At 46.2% G+C, this 21391-nt stretch carries 13 protein-coding genes; 5 read left to right on the top strand and 8 right to left on the bottom strand.

Annotated features, from left to right (window positions below; genetic code table 11):
- Positions 1–91: 91 nt before the first annotated feature.
- The 4 genes from AC2T0J_RS08815 to AC2T0J_RS08800 all read right to left on the bottom strand — a co-directional run bounded on the left by AC2T0J_RS08815 (position 92) and on the right by AC2T0J_RS08800 (position 5644).
- Positions 92–943: a hypothetical protein gene (locus AC2T0J_RS08815; protein WP_489809761.1), complete on the bottom strand. Its 852-nt coding sequence runs from the start codon at positions 941–943 to the stop codon at positions 92–94.
- The gene (locus tag AC2T0J_RS08810) at positions 943–2493 is read right to left on the bottom strand and encodes a hypothetical protein (RefSeq protein ID WP_489809760.1); all 1551 of its coding nucleotides are present in this window, start codon (positions 2491–2493) and stop codon (positions 943–945) included. Before AC2T0J_RS08810 ends, AC2T0J_RS08815 begins: the two co-directional genes overlap by 1 nt.
- A 441-nt stretch (positions 2494–2934) precedes the next feature.
- Complete coding sequence (locus tag AC2T0J_RS08805) at positions 2935–3975, bottom strand: AraC family transcriptional regulator (RefSeq protein WP_489809759.1); 1041 nt, start codon at positions 3973–3975, stop codon at positions 2935–2937.
- A gap of 58 nt (positions 3976–4033) precedes the next feature.
- Positions 4034–5644: a tannase/feruloyl esterase family alpha/beta hydrolase gene (locus tag AC2T0J_RS08800; RefSeq protein ID WP_489809758.1), complete on the bottom strand. Its 1611-nt coding sequence runs from the start codon at positions 5642–5644 to the stop codon at positions 4034–4036.
- Positions 5645–6260: 616 nt separating this feature from the next.
- On the opposite strand from AC2T0J_RS08800, the gene AC2T0J_RS08795 reads away from it, so the two are divergent.
- Entirely contained in the window at positions 6261–8135 is a 1875-nt protein-coding gene (locus AC2T0J_RS08795) for a bifunctional sugar phosphate isomerase/epimerase/4-hydroxyphenylpyruvate dioxygenase family protein (RefSeq protein ID WP_489809757.1), read from the top strand.
- 68 nt (positions 8136–8203) lie between these two features.
- Here AC2T0J_RS08795 and AC2T0J_RS08790 read toward each other — a convergent pair whose 3' ends face one another.
- Positions 8204–9598, bottom strand: a complete 1395-nt coding sequence (locus AC2T0J_RS08790; RefSeq protein WP_489809756.1) for an MFS transporter — start codon at positions 9596–9598, stop codon at positions 8204–8206.
- A gap of 226 nt (positions 9599–9824) precedes the next feature.
- Entirely contained in the window at positions 9825–10727 is a 903-nt protein-coding gene (locus AC2T0J_RS08785; protein WP_489809755.1) for a LysR family transcriptional regulator, read from the bottom strand.
- A gap of 145 nt (positions 10728–10872) precedes the next feature.
- Between AC2T0J_RS08785 and AC2T0J_RS08780 the strand changes: the two genes are divergently transcribed.
- The 3 genes from AC2T0J_RS08780 (at position 10873) to AC2T0J_RS08770 (ending at position 16180) form a co-directional block, all read left to right on the top strand.
- Complete coding sequence (locus AC2T0J_RS08780) at positions 10873–11772, top strand: shikimate dehydrogenase family protein (protein WP_489809754.1); 900 nt, start codon at positions 10873–10875, stop codon at positions 11770–11772.
- A 562-nt stretch (positions 11773–12334) separates the two neighbouring features.
- Positions 12335–14929, top strand: a complete 2595-nt coding sequence (locus AC2T0J_RS08775) for a TonB-dependent receptor plug domain-containing protein (protein ID WP_489809753.1) — start codon at positions 12335–12337, stop codon at positions 14927–14929.
- Between the two features lie 681 nt (positions 14930–15610).
- Positions 15611–16180 (top strand): exopolysaccharide biosynthesis protein, encoded by a 570-nt coding sequence (locus tag AC2T0J_RS08770; protein WP_489809752.1) that lies wholly within the window; start codon positions 15611–15613, stop codon positions 16178–16180.
- On the opposite strand, the gene AC2T0J_RS08765 is transcribed toward AC2T0J_RS08770, so the two are convergent.
- Both AC2T0J_RS08765 and AC2T0J_RS08760 read right to left on the bottom strand, forming a co-directional pair.
- Complete coding sequence (locus tag AC2T0J_RS08765) at positions 16177–18063, bottom strand: methyl-accepting chemotaxis protein (protein WP_489809751.1); 1887 nt, start codon at positions 18061–18063, stop codon at positions 16177–16179. The two genes, AC2T0J_RS08770 and AC2T0J_RS08765, sit on opposite strands and share 4 nt — an antisense overlap.
- Before the next feature lie 29 nt (positions 18064–18092).
- Positions 18093–19058 carry a ketopantoate reductase family protein gene (locus tag AC2T0J_RS08760; RefSeq protein ID WP_489809750.1) on the bottom strand — a complete coding sequence of 322 codons (966 nt, stop codon included), beginning with the start codon at positions 19056–19058 and terminating at the stop codon, positions 18093–18095.
- A gap of 261 nt (positions 19059–19319) precedes the next feature.
- Between AC2T0J_RS08760 and AC2T0J_RS08755 the strand changes: the two genes are divergently transcribed.
- Complete coding sequence (locus tag AC2T0J_RS08755; protein ID WP_489809749.1) at positions 19320–21347, top strand: TonB-dependent receptor; 2028 nt, start codon at positions 19320–19322, stop codon at positions 21345–21347.
- Positions 21348–21391 lie beyond the last annotated feature (44 nt).

Raw genomic sequence — 21391 nt, 5'->3', positions numbered from 1 at the left:
ATGATGACTAAAAACCTGACATATTCTGACAGCGAGTAATAATTGTTAAGTGTATTCTTTCCATATTGATTCAATGGGAGGGGCGACTGAATTAACGTTCTGGATGCAGCACCACACTGAGTCTGCGGTTCTTCCAGTCTCCTATACCAGTAGCTTGAGCAGGATCGGTGTGTATCTGGATAGTGAAATTCGCCTCTTCAACGCCCAGCTCGGAAAGTAATTCTTTAAACATATCCGCCCGCTCCTTCGCCATACCCTCTTTTTCTACCATCTCAGTTCCGTTATCCAGCAGAGTCGCTCCCTGATAACTGTCAACCGTGATATGCCCGCCTGAAAAGGACAAGTAGTGAACCAGGTAAAGTAATTTACGTAATTCTGGCCCCGATGATCTTTTGCTATTAAATGGATAATGCATGTCGACTTTTTGTACCGAAAAAGGTGGCTCGACGGGCTGTAAAGGAGGTGGATCAAGTATCGCTTCTTGCAACGATGATTCAGGGTTATCAGCGACTTCATCCATTAACCTGAATGCGCGAATACGTTGTTGCTCGGGGATCCTTAAAAAAAGGTTATTATTTTTGGCCACAACCGTTCCATCATTGGGCAAGATTTGGTTACACTCCGGGCTTATTTCGTCACGCATTACAGACAAAGCGCCCTTAATTCGCGTAGCACCGCATACCTTTTCACCCTCGACTATTTCGCCTTCCACTAACAATTTATGCTTGAGCATCGGTCGGTTGTAGCCATTGTCGTCAAGCAGACCATAGGTCTGTCCGTTATACTCTGCGATAAAACATAGATCGCTATCAGGGCCTATATCACGTGCAATCGGACAGGTAACAAATGAGACCTGTTCAGCAGCCTGACTTGTGCATGAAATCGCTCCGCCCCAGCCCATTACTAATAACAGCAGTAGCGAAGGCGTTTTATGAATGATCATTACAGCGTCCTCATAAAGTTAACCAGGTCCACTTTCTGTTGCTCGGTATAACCGATATTAAATCGTCTGTCGTAAAAATCGACTAGCTCACGTAAGTTTGCAGAAGCCCCACCAGCAAAGTAAGGTGCACGCGCAGCTAGCCCCCGCATTTGCTGAGTCATTGTTGCGCCCACGTCAGTGCACTTTCCGGTGACCAGTGCTCTGCCTGGATCATGAGTATAGATTTCGCGTCCCAGGAAAGCGTGCGGTCGCACATCTTCACGACAGGTAATCTTAAACAGCGGCAAATCATCTCTGGTGTTTTGCCATGGGAAAGTATTGAGTCCCAAATCCATAAATCCGGGCGACAGATCCATGCCCATTGATAAGGTATTGTGACAACCCGAACCACATGAACGTTTAAACGGATTACCTAACCCTTTGTCGTTGTACATGCCAACATCACTGATGTAAAACCTGACGTTGCGAAAAACGTTGGCGCCTCTGGCAACCGAAGCTTTGAACGAACTCACAACATCCTCCGAGGGTTGCTCGCCATTTGCTTCTTCATTCAGCCACATTGAGAAATCGCCGAAATTCTTATTGAGCGGGTTGTTACCTAAGCGTGCTTTGGGTGAAATAACTAACGCCTTGGGGCCCAGACCCGGTGGAGACGATTCGCTGGTTAAGTCACCAGCGACCTTATCGTAACTTTGCGCACCAAAGATCTGACGTTCAAATTCTTCAATCTGTTGCAATTGTGCTTTGCTGAATTCCTCTAACAACTCTAAATGGGTTGAAGCCGCGTCTCTTGCCTGATGTTGTGGCGTTAACCCTCGCCCGTCAGCCATTAACTGCTGAGGTACGGTTTCACCGGTATCAGGCCCCTTAGGTAAAGGCATTGCATCATTAAAAAAGAAGTTATTAAAGGGCGGTACGCCATGCGGTAGCTCCATCAGGTGTGAGATATTGATCACCGGTCGCGGCCGTCGGAACACCGATACAGCAGGCGCCTTACTATTAAGCCCCCACTTAGGATCGACATTACAGCCGGTTGGATCGCGAACCACTTCAATCGAAAATTCCGGCTCAACCTCCTTTCCATTAAACGGTTTTGGAGGCCATGGCATGGCGATACGAATTAAGCCTTTCTCTAACAACAGAGAATGTGATTCACGTTTATCCTGAGGCAGCGTTGGACAGTTAGAACCGTCTATCGCCGCAAAAAGCGGATCTTTACCATTTGTCTGCTCCCAACGTTTTTGTATGGTGGGTACCGACAAACTCATTGCATCGCTTGGCTGATGACAGGTAACACAGGCCCGCCCGTTAGGGCCTCTGACAGAAAAAAATGGATGAGTACTGGTATCGATAGGACCTGAAGTATTAATAATGCCAAAACGGCCCGAGGCATTTTCATACTCACTGAAGGTTGGGAAAACTCTGTCGTCGCCCGGCGACCACCAATTGTTGCCTGTTTCTTCTGCATTGGCCAACATCGCACAACAACACATCAACACTGCAGCACTTGTTCTTGCCAACGCGCCAAATAACTCGTTACTTATTGACATAGAATCCCTAAAATCTGGATTTTCTGATGATGAACCATCAACACTCGATTAATTCCGCCCTAGCGGGCTTTGTTTACGGCGACAAGCACGCAAACCTTCATACATTAATGTTAACTTTATGTACACCAAACGTTAATGGCAAAGTGTGACGAAATAGCAGACAAATACTGACAAATATTTTTGCTGTATATGCCTATCGCGCCCTGATTGATTGAGCGGATGGTATTGACGTACTGGCAATCAGTTTTGCATCGCATGATATTGCACAGCAACTGGCCCGCTATACACTATCTGAATGCATAAAAATGATCGACTCGCGGCCTCCAAAGGGCAGCAGAAAGTAGTGAAAAATCGAATAAAACAACGTCTAATCCAGATTTAAACGGCAGCAGCACTTCAAAACGCGACTTACTTTGCAAACAGCGGAAGACTCGAGTTTGCCTACTTATCATTATTGTTGTGATTAAATTTGTCTCGATATTTGCGCGGCGAATAGCCCGTCCATTTTTTAAACGCTCTGGCAAAAACAGCAGGGTCAGAATAGCCTACACGTTCTGCAACGTCTTTAATCGGAAGTAAACGCAAGGTGAGTAAGCTAATGGCTTTATCGCGTCGAACGACATCTTTGATTTGTTGAAACGACGAACCTTCTTCCTTTAACCTACGCATGACTGTTCGGCTAGTCATGTACAGGTGTGCGGCCACATCATCAATGGAAGTTAAACCATCATTAATGCGGTCTTTCAGGATGTTTTTTACTTCCGTTGACACGCTGTAGTCGGCTTTATATTGCCGAAATAATTCCAGCGGACAACTATTCATAAATGACTTAAGTAGTGCCTCACTCTGTTTTACAGGGCGAGATAAATATTGAGAGGGGAACACCAGACTTAAGGAACTACAATTAAACTTATGCATGCCAGGGAATAGATAACTGTATTCCCCAGCATGTTTGGGACTAGGATAATTAAACCGTGTTTCAAATAAGGGGATGGCGTCCGCAATCAGCCATGATGCGTATCTATGCCATGCAAGCAGACACATCTCTGCAAACAGATGACCATAATCGTCTTCCGGTGTTACCCGATTGAAGGAGATTACGCAGGTCTCTGCTCCTATATCAAGAGAGATAAACTCAAACCCCGTTACCAGATTATAAAACTTTGCGCCCAACTGAAGCGCCTTTTGCAAAGTGGGTTGATTGATTGTCAGTTTACCCATCATATAGTAGGTGCCTTGTTCCAGTTTTACTGTCTTCAGGCCCATACTTTCTGACTTCGACTCATCCCAACACGCTTTCTGTAACGCCGACAAATCCTCAGTCCTGATGCGGATATTGGGTTTGTCTATCATATTTTTGCTTATGTTAGTTTTTTCTAACAAGCTGTCGATATCTAATCCAATGTGCACTGCTTGATGATACAAAGCACTTACATAGTGATTACAGGCAGTGCCATTGCCTGTTTCACCTTTAGTTTGCATATTGATTCCTCAATAAAGCCATTGGCAGCGACCATCATAATTAGTTATCACAATATGGCTAGTTTACAGCTTCATCAGGTACTTTGCATGTAAATGAACTGGCACTTTGTGTATTCCCCTGGCCATCATACATTGGCACTTTCGGATGTGGGCACAATGGACGGCTGATCCCAGGCATAGATTCACCGTTAGCAGTCACAGAAGTCGGTCGTTGTTGATCGACGACCCAGTTATCCAGCTCGCTTAACATATCAAATTTATCGAGGGCTTGCTCTCCACCGCCACAATGTCCCATCCCTGGTACAAAATAAAACTGTGACCATTTGTCCGCTTTCACAGAACCGCCACTAGTAGCCTGCATTGCCTGAAAATATTGAAAGGTATCTTTGGCAGAAAACCAAGGATCACTTACGCCGTGGAAGAACATGATTTTACCACCATGCTGGGCAAACGTAGTTAAATTGGTAATTACCGCATTGCCGGGGGCAAGCGGGAAGTTTTTCGCAATATTAACTTGTTTTTGCATATCAAAATCTTCATCCATATAAACACTTAGCAGCGGCCCTGACTTAGCCTGCAACAAACCAGGAATAGAATGCTCTCCCGTTGCTACTATCCCGGTATCAAAGTAGAAACCAGGATAAACCTGTTGACCATCAGGTGTGCGTGGCCCGGCAAAGGCATCTTTTAGTGCTGTGATTTGCTGCTGACTCAAGCAGGCACCCGTTGAAGCGTCATTTTTGCACATCAGGTTTTCTGCTTTAAAATCACAACCTTCAACATCAAAGATCAAACCGTCAGCCAGTCCATCGTTAGCATCGCATTGAGCTAATACTTCTTTGACAATGGCGTGTTGTTGAGTTGCTGAAAAAGGTGTTCCATCGTTATCACGACTAACTTGCCTTAACCGTTTAGCTGACCACAGATTGGCAAGCTCCGAGAAGTTTGTTTGTCTGGCAGGCGCGCCCACAATAATGCCATCAAACAATTCAGGCGCCCGTTGCGACATGGTCATGGCTTCCCGCCCACCAGTTGAACAACCAACAAAATAGGCTTGGTCAGGATCCTGGTGATAGACTTTCTCTACTAGCTCTAAGGCGACATGGGTTGATTTCTCAACCGCGGCCGAATAAAAATCAAGCAGTGCTTTTTGATCAGCAAAAAAATAAGGGTTGAATACGGTGTCACTTTGATGACCACCATCCGAGGTTGCTACCGCATAGCCTCTGAATAATGCAGGCACACTACCTGCTGCTAGCGAGCCTAATGGGTCATGAATAACACCGTTTAAGCCGCCTCCACCCTGGAATAGAAATTTCCCGTTCCAATCATCGGGTAGCGATAACCCAAAGCCAATAGCATAGGGTTGGTCATCAACCCCAATACGTTTTTCAAAATAACCGGTTAACTTACAATAAGGCTTAAATGCTGCTATTTGCCCGGGAGTCAATCTGTTTTTTTTCGCATCGACTAACTCTGCTGAGTGAATATACTGCGTATCAGTAATTTCAAGATCGTCATAGTGTTGTGACGTTAAGTTGGCAAACGCTTCGCAGCGAGCCATCCCCGTTAGAGTGCTGTCACCTTCTTGTTTAGAGCTTGCATAAACAGTAGAAGACGAAGCCATTATGAGTGGAATCACAAATAGGGAGCCAATTATTTTTTTCATATGTTAATTCTCTTATTTTATTGATTTAGCAAGAAAAACCTAGCTAAATCAAACTCTGTTTGCTTGCCGAAAAAAAGGCGCAGTTCAAAATAGACATCCGACATCTACCCTAATAGCCTGTTGTTCTCCAATCAATGGAGAAGCCCAGTTTCTGACGACCAATTGACTCGACATTTGTTGGGTCATTACCTACGTCAACTATAAGCGATATTGGCAGACAAAATTAAGTTATAGAACCACCCTCAATGTTAAAAACATGTGTCGATTGTGTGAATTGCAAAAGATGACCAATTAGCATGCATTTAATGCCAATTGGTATATTTTGCAAAAATCCGTCTTTTGCACAACTAACCGCTACCAATGAGGTTGTAGCATGGGTACAGGTTAAAAGATTAGAATTTCGTCAAATTAAAAACATAACACAATGTTATACAAATTAGATATTTATGTATTTTACAATACCACCTCACTTTATTAACAATTACTACATGAACCCTCTTTTCCTCCTCATATGACTTCTGATTGTTAAATTAGTACTTTCCTTTCGTCAGATGTTAATGAACTGGTGAAAAGGTGTCCCTGACTAAATACACAACGAACAACGCAGGTAAGTGTTATGAAACGTTCTATCGCAACAGTTTGTTTATCCGGTGATTTAAGGCAAAAAATAGATGCTGCCGCGCGTGCTGGTTATGACGGTATTGAAATTTTTGAAAATGATTTACTTTTATTTGACCAGTCACCCGCGATGGTGAGAAAGATGGTTGCAGATGCGGGTTTACAGATAGTTGCCTTACAACCCTTTCGTGACTTTGAGGGCATGCCAACAGATAAACGACTTAAAAACTTTGCTCGGGCTGAACGCAAATTCGACATAATGGAGCAGCTAGGCACAGACAGTTTGCTGATATGCAGCAATGTTTCACCACACGCTTTCGATAGTATGTCCAGATGCGCCGAAGATTTAGCCGAATTGGCCATGCGCGCTGCCAAACGGGGCTTCCAAATTGGCTACGAAGCGCTGGCCTGGGGACGTTACATCAAAGACTACCAGCAAGCCTGGGAGTTAGTGAAAATGGCCGATCAGCGTAATTTAGGGATTATTCTGGATAGTTTTCATATTTTTGCTCGTGGTCATGACCTCAGTGTACTTAACACCATCCCAGGCGATCGTATTACATTGGTACAAATCGCTGATGCGCCTTATTTGGATATGGATGTGTTGCAGTGGAGTCGGCATTATCGCTGCTTTCCCGGTCAGGGCGACTTCCCTGTAGTGGAATTTATGCGGTCAATCAGCCATAGCGGTTATGATGGCTACATTTCACACGAAATATTTAATGATGAGTTTCGTGCTGCGCCAAGTGAAATCACGGCGAAGGACGGTATACGCTCTTTAATGTGGTTACAAGAAGAGACCTTTATTGCTGAACCCAGCCTGCCTAAGTTATTTAATACTGAGCAAGAGACATGTCCTCCTCCGAATATTGAACGGGTTGAATTTATCGAATTTGCTGTTGGTGAAGAAAGAGGTAAAGAACTCATTACCTTATTAGGAAATTTTGGCTTTATGCACACTCACCAACACAAGTCTAAAGATGTCAGCTTATATCGTCAGGGTGAAATTTGCATAGTGGTCAATCAGGAGCCTGACAGTTTTGCTCAATCGTTTAATAGCATTCATGGGACGTCTGTGTGCGCCATTGCCTATTTATGCGCCGATGCTAAGGGTATGATGGACCGTGCAGCGTACTATGGTTACAGCCGGTTCGACTATAATATTGAAGCGGGTGAGCTGGAAATTCCAGCCATTCGCGCTGTAGATGGCAAGTTAGTTTACTTTGTTCAAAAAGACCAAAGTGGTAAGCGTTTCTACGATGTTGATTTTGAGCCAGTTGCCAAGGATGCAACCCCTGACAGCGGTCAGCTGCTCGCCGTTGACCATATTGCCGAAGGAATGTCAGTCAATGAGTTTTTGCCTACCTCTTTATTTTTCAAAGTGTTATACGGGTTAGACATCACTCAGCCACAGGATTTGGTTGACCCCTACGGCATAGTGGTCAGTCGTACCGCTACAAGTCGCGATAAAAAGATTCGCATACCTTTTAATATGACTCGCAGTTGGGGAGCATCAACACAACGTTTTATGGATGCTCATAAAGGGGCGGGAGTGCAACATATTGCGTTTAATTGTGACAACATTTTTGCAGTTGTAGAAGCTTTCGATAGCAACTTATTATTGCCCATTCCCGACAACTACTATGATGATCTTGATGCTCGCTTTGGCCTTGAGCCAGAATTTCTGAATAATTTACGGCGTTACAATTTGCTTTATGATCAAAACGAAACTGGTCATTTTATTCATTTTTATAGCCAAGAAATTAACGGTCTTTTTTTTGAAGCCGTGCAGCGGGTCAATTACAACAACTATGGTGAATTAAATGCACCGGTAAGAATGGCCGCCCAGTCCAGACTCCACAAAAGCAGTTAAATAACCGTAATTATACAAGTAAAAAGAGCATGCTCCTTGTGACCATGCTCTTTTTTTATTTGGCAAAATTATGCAAAGTCACTGGTTCTAATTAAATAGGCTGCAGCGCCAGCAATCACCAGAGGTACTGCAAATACCACAAAGGTAATTGATAAACCAACGCCTGACTCTAACAAATAACCACCAATTAAGGGGCCCAATACAGCGCCTCCTCGCCCAGCACCTAAGGCCCAGCCAATCCCGGTGGTGCGGATTTCGGTAGGATATAGTCGCGCGGCGGTAGGCCAAAAGCCATTAAAGCCACCGTTTACAGTGATGCCGATCAGCAGCGAGCAGAAAAGTATTCCACTGAGCCCCATACTGACATTGCCAAAAACAATAAGTACCACCGCCGATACGAAAAAGAACGTCATGATCATCCGTTGTAAACCGAAGTAGGCTGAAACCCATCCCAAAAAAATACTTCCGAAAATTGAACCAACATTGTAAGCAGTACCTGCATAAATGGCTTTGTCTAAGGCTAAACCTGCGTCCACAGCAATTTTTGGTATCCAGCTAATCACAAAATAAAGCGTAAAAAAGCCCATAAATACGCCAGTCCAGAGCATCAAGGTTGAAAAAGTCCGGGAGCCGAAAAGCGCTTTTACAGATTGTTTCTGGTTAGCATTAGTGGGTTGTTGAGGCAGTGTACTTAACGTCGGGCTTCCCATACGTGTGAAAGTACGATTCATATCACGAAGGGCATTCGCTGGTTGCTTTCTTAATAAAAACTCCAAAGATTCAGGCAGATAAAAATACACTATTGGTAGCATAATGCCCGTGATAATACCCGCACCGATAAACATGGGCCGCCATCCCAGGGTGGGAATAATGTCGGCAGCGACAAACCCCGTTATGATCGCACCAAGAGGAAAACCCGCTTGTAAAAAAGTAACACACAGGTTACGACGTTTCTCTGATGAATATTCTGATGTCATTGCAGCCATGCTCGCTAATAGCGCGCCGACACCTAAACCGGTATACACCCTCGCTAAAGCCAACTGCACAACATTGCTGGCAAAGCCCGAAAATATCATGCCGCCTGCAATCATAAACAACGCCAGCATGATCATTTTACGTCGACCAATCACGTCGGCATAGGGGGCGATAGCCAAACAACCAACGGTCATACCCAATAATGCAGCGCTAAACACTATGCCTAAGGCACCAGCCGGGATAGCCCAATCAATAGCCAGTGAGGGAGCGGCATAAGACATAAGCACCACATCCATGCCATCAAGCATATTTAAGGTAAAGCAAATCAACACAACCAGGATTTGCAAAAAAGACATTGAGTTATCGCTAATTATACTGCGTACTTTCGCAACAACTTCCTCATAACCAGGTTCAATTTGAGCTTTTTGTGACGTATTTCCAGCATCACCTGATACTGTCTTGGATTTAATGTTTGAAGATTCAGTCATCTCTATTTCCGATTATTGCCACTTAAAATACCATTACAGGTAATTAAAGGAGACTTACCCACTTAAAGTCTGGACGAATAAAAGTGCAGATTATTAACATGATATTAACTGTATAACGCACGATATAGCGCTAACAAATACTTAACTTTTTAAATTCCATAACATGAAGTTATATCGATTGCATACCGGCCTAACACAGGGGCAATCAAAAACCAGTAAGAAATGTTTAGCGTCTCAGTTTTCCAATGTCATGCAGTTCGCTTTTAAAGTTCTCATAGAACTTTCTAACGTTACTGGAAAAAGAGACACCATAGTGAGTTAGCAATTGCAGTCGAGGATTACTGCTTTTGAGTGGAATAGCCTTTAAATTAGGATAGCGATTTCCCATTACTACAAAATCCAGAGCAATGGTTATCCCCAGACCGTGCTCAACCATAGCACAGGCGTCGTCATTATAACGCACTAACACCGACATCTTGGGTTGTAATTCAAGTTCTGCAAAGTGATTGTTTAACAATCGCCCCAGCACCGTATCGTTGTGATACATCACCATGTCATGATGGGCGATGTCTTTAAACGTCAATAGTTCATGACTGGCTAATTCATGATCTTTGGGCACAACGCAGACTAATTTTGTATAAATACTGGGTTCTGACAGTACCAAAGGATGGTTACTGGTATTTAGAGAAAGGGCAAAGTCACCTCTGCGCTGAGCAATGTATTCAGCCAGTTCTTCGTTAGAGTGTATATCTACTTTTATCACCATACCGGGTACTTTTTGTTTAGCTCTGGCCAGTAACTTCGGTAGCAGGTATCGGGCAAGGCTTGGCGTACATCCCACTTGCAAGTGCAAGTCATCGTTTTTGGTGATGCGGTCTATCACAAATTCCAAGCCTTCCATCTTTGAATAAATGGGTTCTAAATGCTTGTAAAGTTCCTCACCTTCGGGCGTTGCAACTAACCGGCCCTTGCGTCGTTCAAATAGCAAAGTACCTAACTTTTGTTCTGTATATTTGAGGAGGCGGCTTATACCAGGTTGGGATACATGTAATAACTCCGCAGCGCCGCTTACTGTTTTAGCGATCATAATTGCGCGAAACACTTCTAATTGCCGAAAATTTAACTGCATCTATATCTACCCAATCTGAATGCTAAATGCCTTCGCAGACCTATCACGAAACCTTTACATACTTTCGTTTCCAGCGGCATCATAACAAGATGTTATACATATTCAAAAAATAGATAATTTACATAATATATACATTTAGCTTCTAATGGAAATTAAGCTGGCGATTTGGTTTGCGCCGGTTAAACGAATGGAAACCGAAAAAATGAGAATATCAATGGGCTTATTAGGGTATGGGATCGCTAAGTCTCGTATGGCTAAATTACAAAACTTCCTTGGTCAATTACAGGGAATGGACATTGACTATATTCTTATCGATGGTGCGTTAGAGGCAGAATTTGATTGCTTAAGTGAAATAAAGCAGCGCATTACTCAAGGGTTTCATGGCCTCAATATTACTCACCCCTACAAGGAACAAGTGTTAAGCATAGTGGATGCGCCATTGGTTGAAGAACACGCTCGAATAGGCTCTTACAACACGCTGAAGTTTGTAGATGGTAAAATTTTAGGCGCTAACACCGACTATAGCGGGTTTATTCGAGGGTACCGAAGCAAGTTTCCGACAACCTCACCTGGCAAGGTTCTTATGTGCGGAGCAGGAGGCGTTGGCAGAGCAATCGCCTTTGCACTAGCTAGCTTAAAAGCGACGCAAATTAGCATTTTTGACCTTGATAGCGCCAAAGCTGAAAATCTTTGCGCAGTGCTGAGTGATTACGGCGCCAATGTGAAGGTTGTTGAACAACAAGACTTGACCGATAACATGCTACAAGCCGATGGATTGGTAAATTGTACCGCATTGGGTATGCATAGCTATCCGGGGTCAGCTTTTCCAGTGCAATATATAGGCTCACAACGCTGGGCTTTTGATGCAGTTTACACCCCCTTAGAAACCGAATTCATGCAAGCGTGTAAAAAACACCACCTTTCGTGTATCACCGGATTTGATCTTTGGATATACCAGGGGCTAGACGCATTTAATCTATTTACTGGCGTCTCGGTTGATAATCAAGAGACCGTCATTGCAACCGCGCTTAGCTGGCTCGATTAATAACCTTGTTGTTTTCGTATTTATTGTGGATTGACAGTATTATCCAGTGTGTACACCAATACTGGTAGATACTGTTTTCACTACACTAGTATCCAACAAGGCTAACTATAATAAAGTGGTATGAGCATGCTCTTGCATTAGCGCTTCCACTTGCCTCGCCCATTCTTCCTGCTAACTAAACTCACTTACTCGTCCAAATACCGTTTTAAGTATACTTAAACAGCCTTGCCGCTGTTATCTGAATAAGTCAGATCATCCCATCGTTGGCAAACCGTTTTTTAACCTTGTCATACCTGCTCCTTGCTATGCCTGTCCCTGCCAATCTTGCTTCCCTTTACAACCATAACCTTATGTTATGGATTTCCAACAAATCGGTATTTGTGTTCATTTTAACAATTTAACTATTATGTTTTAACAATTTGACAACTTAGATATTACGATATCAGCACTATTGTTATTGGTGATTAATAGAATTGCATGAACCAATTCCTGAACCGCCTTAAATCATTGCAGTGCGCACAAACTATCCCGTGTAATAACGGGTGATAAGAGGATGAGTGACATGAGTGAAAAACTGAAATTTAACATCTGTAGCTTGGTGGGAGCAGGCTCTCTGATTGCTATGTGCCTTCCGGCTGTGGCGCAAGCTCAAGATACTGATAAGGAGGTCGAGCAGACCTTCGAAAACATTGCTGTTACCGGTAGTCGTATCCGTGGAATTGAAGTTACGGGTTCACCGGTTATCGGTTTGAACCGCGAAGATATCGAGCAAACTCCCGCAACAACAACCACCGAACTGCTGTCAACACTACCGCAGGTCTTCAATTTTGGAGCAAGCGACGCGTCGTTTACTTCGGCAAACAACCAAAACGCCAATCGTACCTTCGGCACCGGTATTAACCTGCGCGGGCTAGGGACCGAATCCACCCTGACATTACTCGACAACAGACGCTTGCCTGCCGCTGGCGTACAAAGCCAGTTCTTTGATCCCTCGGTTATCCCAACTATGGCTATTGAGCGATTGGAAGTACTGGCTGATGGTAGCTCCGGTATTTACGGTTCAGACGCCGTGGGCGGCGCAGTGAATATCATACTACGTAAGAATTTCGAGGGCGCTGAAGTCATGGCGCGCACGCGGCAACCTGACGGTTTCAATGAAAACCAGTTTGGTTTAGCTTTGGGTAAAATGTGGGACTCCGGTTCCATCATGGTAGCTGGTGAATACAATAAACGTGATTTCCTGTTCACGTCAGATCGTAATTACTACACAGATGATCTTAGACCTTTTGGCGGTCCGGATCTTCGCTCTCCTAATGCCGCGCCAGGCAATGTGACTGTGGACGGTGTTAATTACGCTATTCCCAGTGGTGATGGTGAGAATCTCACCCCTGAAGACTTTACAGCGGGTACACAAAACCTCCAAAGCGCCTATCTTGGGACAACGGCTTTGCCACAACAGAAGCGGTCCAGCATTGCCGTAACCTTCGAGCAAGAGTTAACAGATACCATTGTTTTCTATGCACAAGGGTTCTATGCAGAGCGGGATAGCGAACTTGTTGTTAACGCGCTGACTACACAATTTGACGTCCCTACATCTAACCCATTCTACGTCAATCCTGGCGCGCCTGGTGAACGTGTAACGGTGGCATATTCCTTCTTCAACGAACGTGGCGCTGAGCGCAGTCCGTCCAGCCAGAAGGCAAACCACATTACTGGCGGGTTGAACATTGATCTAGGGAGTTGGTCGAGCAATATATTTTATGCCTACGGTAAGAATGAGGAACGCTCACAGACCAGTAATGTTAACACTGGTGCGATTACGGCAGCACTCGCCGATCCTGATCCGGCCACTGCATTCAACCCGTTCAGTTCAACGGGCAACAATAATTCTGCGTTAATCGATTCATTTGTTACCCCCTTCCGCGTCGATACTGACTATACCACTAAAGAATATGGTATCTCGGCGGATGGCCCCCTGCTTGAACTGCCGGCAGGCAACCTAAGTGTTGCAGTTGGCGTCACACGGCAGGAAATTAACTGGCAGGATCTAGCTCCTACTCCAACCAATAGTGATCGTACTATTGACTCCGTCTTTGGTGAGGTGTTCGTACCTGTTCTTGGTGGTGATGGGCCTGAACTGAACTTTTCAGCTGCAGTGCGTTATGATGACTACGATGATGTCGGTGATACGTTGAATCCTAAATTAGGCGTTACTTTCCGCCCTATAGAATCACTGGCCCTGCGCGCCAGCTACGGCACTTCTTTTCGTGCGCCAACACTTTCTGATACTGGTCTACCTTTTAACCAGTATAGACAGTTCATTGATGAGAACAATGCTCAGCGCAACGTGTTATTCATGCGCGGTGGTAACCCTAACCTATCACCGGAAGAGGCCACTACCTGGTCTATGGGGGCTGACTGGCAGCCTGATGCCATTCCAGGCCTGGATATCTCCGTCACCTACTACAATGTTGATTATTCCAACCGTATCGCAACGCCTGGCAACAACATGCTAGCGCTACAAGTGCCTGAGTTAGCGCCTATTGTAACCTACAACCCATCACTTGATCGCGTCAACGAAATACTTGCTGGCGGGCTTTTCAGTGCGCCACCAGCCTCGCCGGAAGACGTCGAAGCTATCGTTGACGGCCGCAAAGTCAACCTGGGAGAAAACAAAACCGATGGTCTTGAGTTCATCGTTGACTATGACCAATATGAAAAGTGGGGATCGTGGCGCGTAGGTATGAATGCTGCCAAGATTCTGTCCTTTGAACGTTCAATAATCACTGGCAGCGCGCCCAAAGATGTGCTTGACACGATCAACAATCCGGCATCCTTTATTGCTCGTGCTCATGCAGGAGCACAAGTCGGTGATCTCTCGGCCACGGTTTACATGAATCACTATGGTAGTTACGACAATGATTCAGTTACACCAACGGCAAGCGTGCCTTCTCATACCGAATTTGACTTGTCCTTGCGCTATACGCTGGAACAGCCAGTTGCCTTTACTGAAACAATAACCTTCTCGTTAGAAGTACAAGACGTTTTTGACAACGATCCACCTTATGTTCAGAACGGAAACTTAGCGTTCGACCCCAATGCACACAATCCGATTGGACGCTCAATCGCATTTGGTGTTCGTGCCAGAATGTACTAAGTAAGATCGCCGGCAAGGTTAACTTTGCCGGCATTTTTATCGATATAATATGTTCAGCTCCATCGCACATTGCGTTATGTTGAGGCCTTTCCTTGCAAGATGAAAGGCCTTGTTTTGAGCGGGAAATCTTTAACATATGCTGCCTACTTTGGTAGCAAAAGAACCTGGCCCAGACAACAAAACAGCCAGCGCGTGTTCCCAACATTTGATGGCTAATTACAACCCTCCCCACCGCCGCACTTTACTAGCAACAATCCACCATAACAGGCAGACATTGCCACGTTCCAACTCCTTAGATAATTAATTTATAACAATGCCTTAAGTAAGTTTCGCTCTACATTTCCGGGTTTCCTGACAGTACGCCATAAAGACATATCATCAGGTGTGCAGATTTGTTGTGACGCAATTTCCCAGACCGGTGGAATGCTTCACTAACGAATGTCCGCTTTTAGGCTTTACCCACCTTGCTGGACGCTAACGAAATTATCCGCGATTTGTTCGTGTTAAGCTTAACTCAGCGAACATTAAACTAGAGCAGTACCGTCAGTTAGTTTGGCCTAACATAACATTTATCACTCACAACTCGCTCGATCACCGCTGTATAGAGTAGCTCGGTCATGCAGCGATCATAAAATATCGATAGTGTATGATAAGCGTATTCTCCGTCAGAGATAACCGGACATGAGTAATAACAAAATCAGCGACATAATGGATGATCTGCTGGAGAAAACCACTGGCGATGTATCTGTTGGCGATGTGGTCAACAAATTTGAAAACCGGGGTTTTGGGCCCCTTTTGCTGCTTCCCGCGCTTGTCGCGTTGCTACCCACCGGCGCTATCCCCGGAGTACCGTCTATTTGTGGAGTGACCTTGAGTATCATCTGTTTACAGATGGCATTTGGCGACGATCATCCCTGGTTACCTGGCATTCTGAAAAACCGTTCGCTGAGTCACGCAAGGCTGGAAAATGCAGTAGAAAAATCCAGACCCTACGTGGTAAAAGCCGAAAAAATACTGACTCCTCGCTTAACCGTATTGACTGAAAGCCCGGCCTCACGGTTTGTTGCGGCGTATTGTGCGCTGTTCGCACTCAGCATGGTCCCTCTTGAGGTTGTGCCCTTCGCAGCAGCCGTACCGGCGTTTTCTATCGCCCTGACTGCCGTGGGAATGACCAGCAAAGACGGCGTAGTGTTACTTACAGGTTTGCTGTGTCAGGCCGCGACGGGCATGTTACTGCTCCAGGTAATCTAGCCAGTTTTAAAGTTGGCGACCAATAACCGTAACTGCTCCGCCTGCTTAGACATACTGGCAGTTGAGCCGGCAGCAGTCTGAGTGCGTTGTTGGGCATTGGCGGATAAATCGCGGATAGCGACTACCGCACTGTTTACGCCTCTTATCACCACTGCCTGCTCTTCCACACTCACGGCGATCTGATGATTATTGTCTGCAATCGCAGCAATGATATCGGTCACCTGGGCCAATGAAGCGGCGGCCTCCTGAGTATGCTTAACCATTTCGTCGCTGATAGTGTGGGTACTTTGCATCGCACTCACAGCAATTTCGGTAGCGCCCTGGAGGCCATCAATAGACACCTGAATTTGCCCGAGCGATTGTTGCGTTTTAGTGGCCAGATTTCGTACTTCATCGGCCACCACTGAAAAGCCCCGTCCATGCTCGCCGGCTCGCGCTGCCTCAATAGCGGCATTCAGCGCCAGTAAGTTGGTTTGCTCAGCAATGGAGTTTATGACCTCTGCTACACCACCAATATCATCGGCCAAACTGGCCAGTTTTTCCATTTGACTGGTGGCATTTGCCACATCACTGGACATGGTCTGACTGTTGGCCAGGGTTGAGTTAAGCAAAGCCTGACTGTTACGGGTCTCCGCCAGCGCACTGCTGGCTTCCTTAGCGGCTCCATTGGCATGCTGTGTAACTTGCTCAATGGAAGCCAGCATTTCTTCCGCAGAGGTCGCCAGGCCGTCGGCTTGCTCTAACTGCGCTTCCAGGTCCCGGGCAATAGACTGATTACCGGTATTCACAGAACTGGCCATGGAGGAAGTGGTCGCGGATAATTCTTTGACATCACCGACAATACTGCGGATGTGCTCAATGAAGCGATTAAACTGTCGGGCAAGGTTCGCTATTTCACGATCGCCATTTTCATCCAACCGCTTAGACAAGTCGCCACCAGCATCGGCCAGCTGACCAGCCCTGTCGCTGATTAAATCCAGGCTCCGGGTGATACTGCGACCGGTCGCCAGATTGATAACCACTACCAGTACAATACCAATAATGGTTAACGTAGAAAGCGTGATAATGGCACCGCGTACCTCTGAAAAACTATCTTCAAGCTGGCTGGTTTGCACATTGCCCAGGCGCGAAATAAAGTCTGAGAAATCACTCAGCAGTAATTTCCTAAGGTCACTTAACCGGGCTGCATGCTCGATGTATTGCTCACTGATTTCCCGGGCCTGAATATTGAGTTCCAAACCCCGTTTTGCCGCATCTTCAACCGGTGTACCAGTAAGGGCAATGAGATCCTTACGGGTATTTTCGATCGCAGTGCTGATGTATTCCCGCACCTCAGGAACCAGGCTGTTGTCGTTTACCATGCGTAGAAACAACCGCTGAATGCGGTAGTTGCTATCGGTGTTATTGGTCGCACCGATAATGGTGCGCACTTCGCCCTCAGGAACGGCCATGGGATCGTTAAGTAGTTTATTCGCCACATAGGTTAAAAAGGTATTTGACTCATTGATAGAACTGTCGGTGGCGGCGAGTAACTGCGTTTCCAACTGCAGCATTTGCTTACTATGATCGGCAGCCAGCGCGATACGTTTTGCCATAGCAGAAAACTCATCAACCTGCACGTGGGTCGCCAGTGAATCGGGGATATGTTTTAAGTTATTCACCGTGTCAATCAGCGTGGACTCACTCACTTCGCCATTGAAGTAATTAACCAGCATAAACTGAGCTTGCCGGGATTTTGTGGCATAGCGCTCAATGGCTTCCACTGAGGATTTGGCACTTCCTAACACCGAAATTACATAAAATGAGGTAATCATGGCGACGATGGCAACAATGGCCAGAATCGCCACCGGAATATAAAGTTTTCTTTTTAATGATGACAGCACTGTCAGACTCCTTACTTCGACAAACGGTGTTAAAATTCCCGATTAAACAAACCTTCCAGACTATCAGGCAAGGGTTTTGTAGTCAGCTCTTTCCATAGAGTTTCAGTAATTTCAGCTGGCTTACCCAACAAACGGCAGCGGGCAATCACGCTACCTAGTATAGCGTAAAGCTCCAACTCCCTGCCTTTTTCCAGATCAATTAACATCGACGTTTTAATGGAGTTAAATGACTTTATAAGGGTAAACATATCGTCAACTTCTTCAGGAGTAATATCGACGCCGTCGTAAGCGGCAGCCCGGCTGGTCTCCTGCATAGCGCCATAAACCTTACGGGCCAGCTCAGGCTGATGAGTTAACTCATACGTTTTCAGCCGCGTAACAGCCGATAAGGGGTTTACCCCACAGTTAACAATGAGCTTTTTCCATAGTTCTTTCTGAATATCATGGCTAATCTGCAGTGGTACGTTCTGACTTTGCCACAGACTGGCCAGGGCAGTGAGGTTAGCGGGGATAGTATTCGACGCTGGCCAGGGGCCCATGATGACTTTATAAATGCCGGTCGTTGTGGCAACACCAGGTGCAGAAATTTCGCCACCACTGCGCACCGACAAGCCGCCCCATACGCGTTGCTGGCCCAGAAAAGAAGCCAGATAAGGCTCATTATCAACCCCGTTTTGCACAGATAATACCGGTGTCTTTCCGCGCCCTAACCAGTCGCCCAGTTCATCCAGCAATCCCTTGGTTTGAGTGGCTTTCAGCGCAATAACAATGACATCGAAATCATCTGCCTGGCAGGCAGTTTGTAATTCGGGATGTGAATAGGCAGTGACCGTCTGATGGCGAGCCTCGCCATCGTGGACTACTGTCAGGCCATTGCGTTTTAGCGCAGCGAGATGCGCACCACGGGCGGTAACGGTGACATCCGCCTGCGCATTCGCCAGACGTTCTGCATAAAAGCTACCAATCGCTCCACAACCCATTACCAGTACATTCATCAGATAACTTATTAACAAAATGTTATGAGCAACACATTAATAAGAGTTATTAGGATGTTCAACTGACAATATTGTTAGCAACAGACTTACAATTTTGTAAGGCTGAAACTATTAACAAGCTATGCCAGATTAAATCATGACTCGTCCCCCAAAATGGCTTCACGTATTGGTCGTTTTACCGGGTCGCCTTATCGGATCCTGCATCCAATTCGCTATCCAGCACGTTAAGATTAGTACGTTTCTTTTATATGAGAATGTGTTTTGAAATATCTGATTTTATCCTCATCGCTGTTGTTGCCTTTTGCAGCATCGGCAGATGGCCCACACATTGAGCGCGTGGTGGTGTTTGGTAAACAAAGTGACCTGATAGGAGCATCAATCTCTGCCTCCGAGGGCGTTATCGGTGCCGGCGACATTGCCCAGCGCCCGCTGCTTCGCCCTGGCGAAATACTCGAATTTGTGCCGGGTATGGTTGTTACCCAACACAGCGGCTCAGGCAAAGCGAATCAGTATTTTTTGCGGGGCTTTAACCTCGATCACGGCACGGACTTTAGTATTTCTCTGGACGGCATGCCGCTGAATATGCGCACTCATGGCCATGGTCAGGGCTATACCGATCTGAATTTCATTACACCGGAATTTATCCAGCGCATTGATTACCAGAAAGGGCCCTATCGCGCCATACAGGGCGATTTCTCGGTGGCGGGCTCAGCCAATTTTGCGCTGATGTCTTCCTTTGCGCAGCCATTTGCTAAGCTCGAAGTTGGCGAAAATGGTTTCTTGCGTACCGTCGCCGCAGCCAATGTGCCGGTTGCCGGGAGTAATCTGGCCATTGGCGGTGAATGGCAGCAGTACGATGGACCATGGACTGATATCAACGAAGACATAGCCAAAACCAGTGCCTTCGCCCGCTACCGTCAGGAGTCTGATGACAGTATTCTGCACATTACCTTTTTAGGTTACGACAACAGCTGGAATTCGGCCGACCAGATTCCCCTGCGTGCGGTAAACAACGGCCTGATTGACGAGCTCGGTTCATTAGATCCAACCCTCGGTGGCGAATCCAACCGCTACAGTTTATCGGTTAACTGGCAGTCGGCAGACTGGATGCTGAACGCCTATGCTATCTCAAGCGAGCTAAACCTGTTTTCTAACTTCACCTATTTCCTTGATAACCCTGACGCGGGCGATCAATTCGAACAGGTCGACGACCGTGCTATCTATGGCGGTACACTCACCCGCTTCCATTCTGCCACTATCGGTAAGTCCCATGTTCATTTTAGTGGCGGCATAGAATGGCGCTATGACGACATCAAAGAAGTGGGTCTTTATCACACCGTCCAACGGGTACGTCAATCACCGGTTCGACGCGACAGCGTCGACGAGTATTCGTTATCTGCTTTTCTGCAGGTGGATGCTAACCTCACCGATAACCTGCTTGGCCATGTGGATATTCGACACGATTATCTGGCCGTTGACGTTAACAGCGACCTCAGCGCAAACAGCGGTGATGATAGCGATCACATCACCAGCCTGAAAGGCGGCGTGAGTTATATTTTAAATGATGCCTGGCAGGCTTATGTCAATGTTGGACAGTCCTTTCACTCTAACGATGCCCGTGGCGCGGTGATTAGTGTTGACCCGGCCTCCGGCGAAACGGCTGCACCGGTTGACCTGCTGGTTAGAGGCGAAGGCGCAGAAATTGGCCTGAGAGTAGCCCGCTATCGCTACTATAATGCCTCCCTTTCCTTATGGTATCTGGAGAATGACTCTGAGTTGCTGTTTGTCGGTGACGCTGGCAATACCGAAGCCAGCCGCGCATCGCGCCGCTGGGGGGTGGAGTTCTCCGCTTACTATTGGTTCACGTCTAATCTCACTACCGATGTGGAGCTGGCCTGGACCGATTCGCAATACCGCGAAAATGAGCCTGGCGAAGGAAACTACATAGAAGGCTCTTTACCAGTCGTCGCCAGCGTGGGCCTGAACTGGCAGATGAACGATTACTGGCGCAGTGATGTGCGGGTGCGCTATTTTGGCAAACGCACACTGGATAGCTTTAAAGAACGCCAATCCGACACATTTACTGTTGTTAACGCCAGTCTGGTGTATGAAATTAGCCAATGGCAAGCCAGTTTGTCGGTCCTTAACCTGTTCGATAGCAATGACCACGACATCGACTACTTATATGCCAGCCGTCTGCCCGATGAACCTGAGGAGGGAGTGGAAGATCTGCACTTTCACCCTATAGAACCGCGTACCCTCCGCGCTGGCATCAGTTACCGCTTCTGATCCACGTTGATCCTCTCAGGACTTAATTGCGCAATTTTACGAAA

The organism is Alteromonas sp. ISO5 (assembly GCF_058105165.1).
This window is presented reverse-complemented; position numbering and strand designations above follow the sequence as displayed.

What these genes read in the sequence shown, in the direction of transcription:
- AC2T0J_RS08815 (WP_489809761.1), bottom strand. Translation starts at nt 943, where the DNA reads ATGATCATTCATAAAACGCCTTCGCTACTGCTGTTATTAGTAATGGGC.
- AC2T0J_RS08810 (WP_489809760.1), bottom strand. Translation starts at nt 2,493, where the DNA reads ATGTCAATAAGTAACGAGTTATTTGGCGCGTTGGCAAGAACAAGTGCT.
- AC2T0J_RS08805 (WP_489809759.1), bottom strand. Translation starts at nt 3,975, where the DNA reads ATGCAAACTAAAGGTGAAACAGGCAATGGCACTGCCTGTAATCACTAT.
- AC2T0J_RS08800 (WP_489809758.1), bottom strand. Translation starts at nt 5,644, where the DNA reads ATGAAAAAAATAATTGGCTCCCTATTTGTGATTCCACTCATAATGGCT.
- AC2T0J_RS08795 (WP_489809757.1), top strand. Translation starts at nt 6,261, where the DNA reads ATGAAACGTTCTATCGCAACAGTTTGTTTATCCGGTGATTTAAGGCAA.
- AC2T0J_RS08790 (WP_489809756.1), bottom strand. Translation starts at nt 9,598, where the DNA reads ATGACTGAATCTTCAAACATTAAATCCAAGACAGTATCAGGTGATGCT.
- AC2T0J_RS08785 (WP_489809755.1), bottom strand. Translation starts at nt 10,727, where the DNA reads ATGCAGTTAAATTTTCGGCAATTAGAAGTGTTTCGCGCAATTATGATC.
- AC2T0J_RS08780 (WP_489809754.1), top strand. Translation starts at nt 10,873, where the DNA reads ATGGAAATTAAGCTGGCGATTTGGTTTGCGCCGGTTAAACGAATGGAA.
- AC2T0J_RS08775 (WP_489809753.1), top strand. Translation starts at nt 12,335, where the DNA reads ATGAGTGAAAAACTGAAATTTAACATCTGTAGCTTGGTGGGAGCAGGC.
- AC2T0J_RS08770 (WP_489809752.1), top strand. Translation starts at nt 15,611, where the DNA reads ATGAGTAATAACAAAATCAGCGACATAATGGATGATCTGCTGGAGAAA.
- AC2T0J_RS08760 (WP_489809750.1), bottom strand. Translation starts at nt 19,058, where the DNA reads ATGAATGTACTGGTAATGGGTTGTGGAGCGATTGGTAGCTTTTATGCA.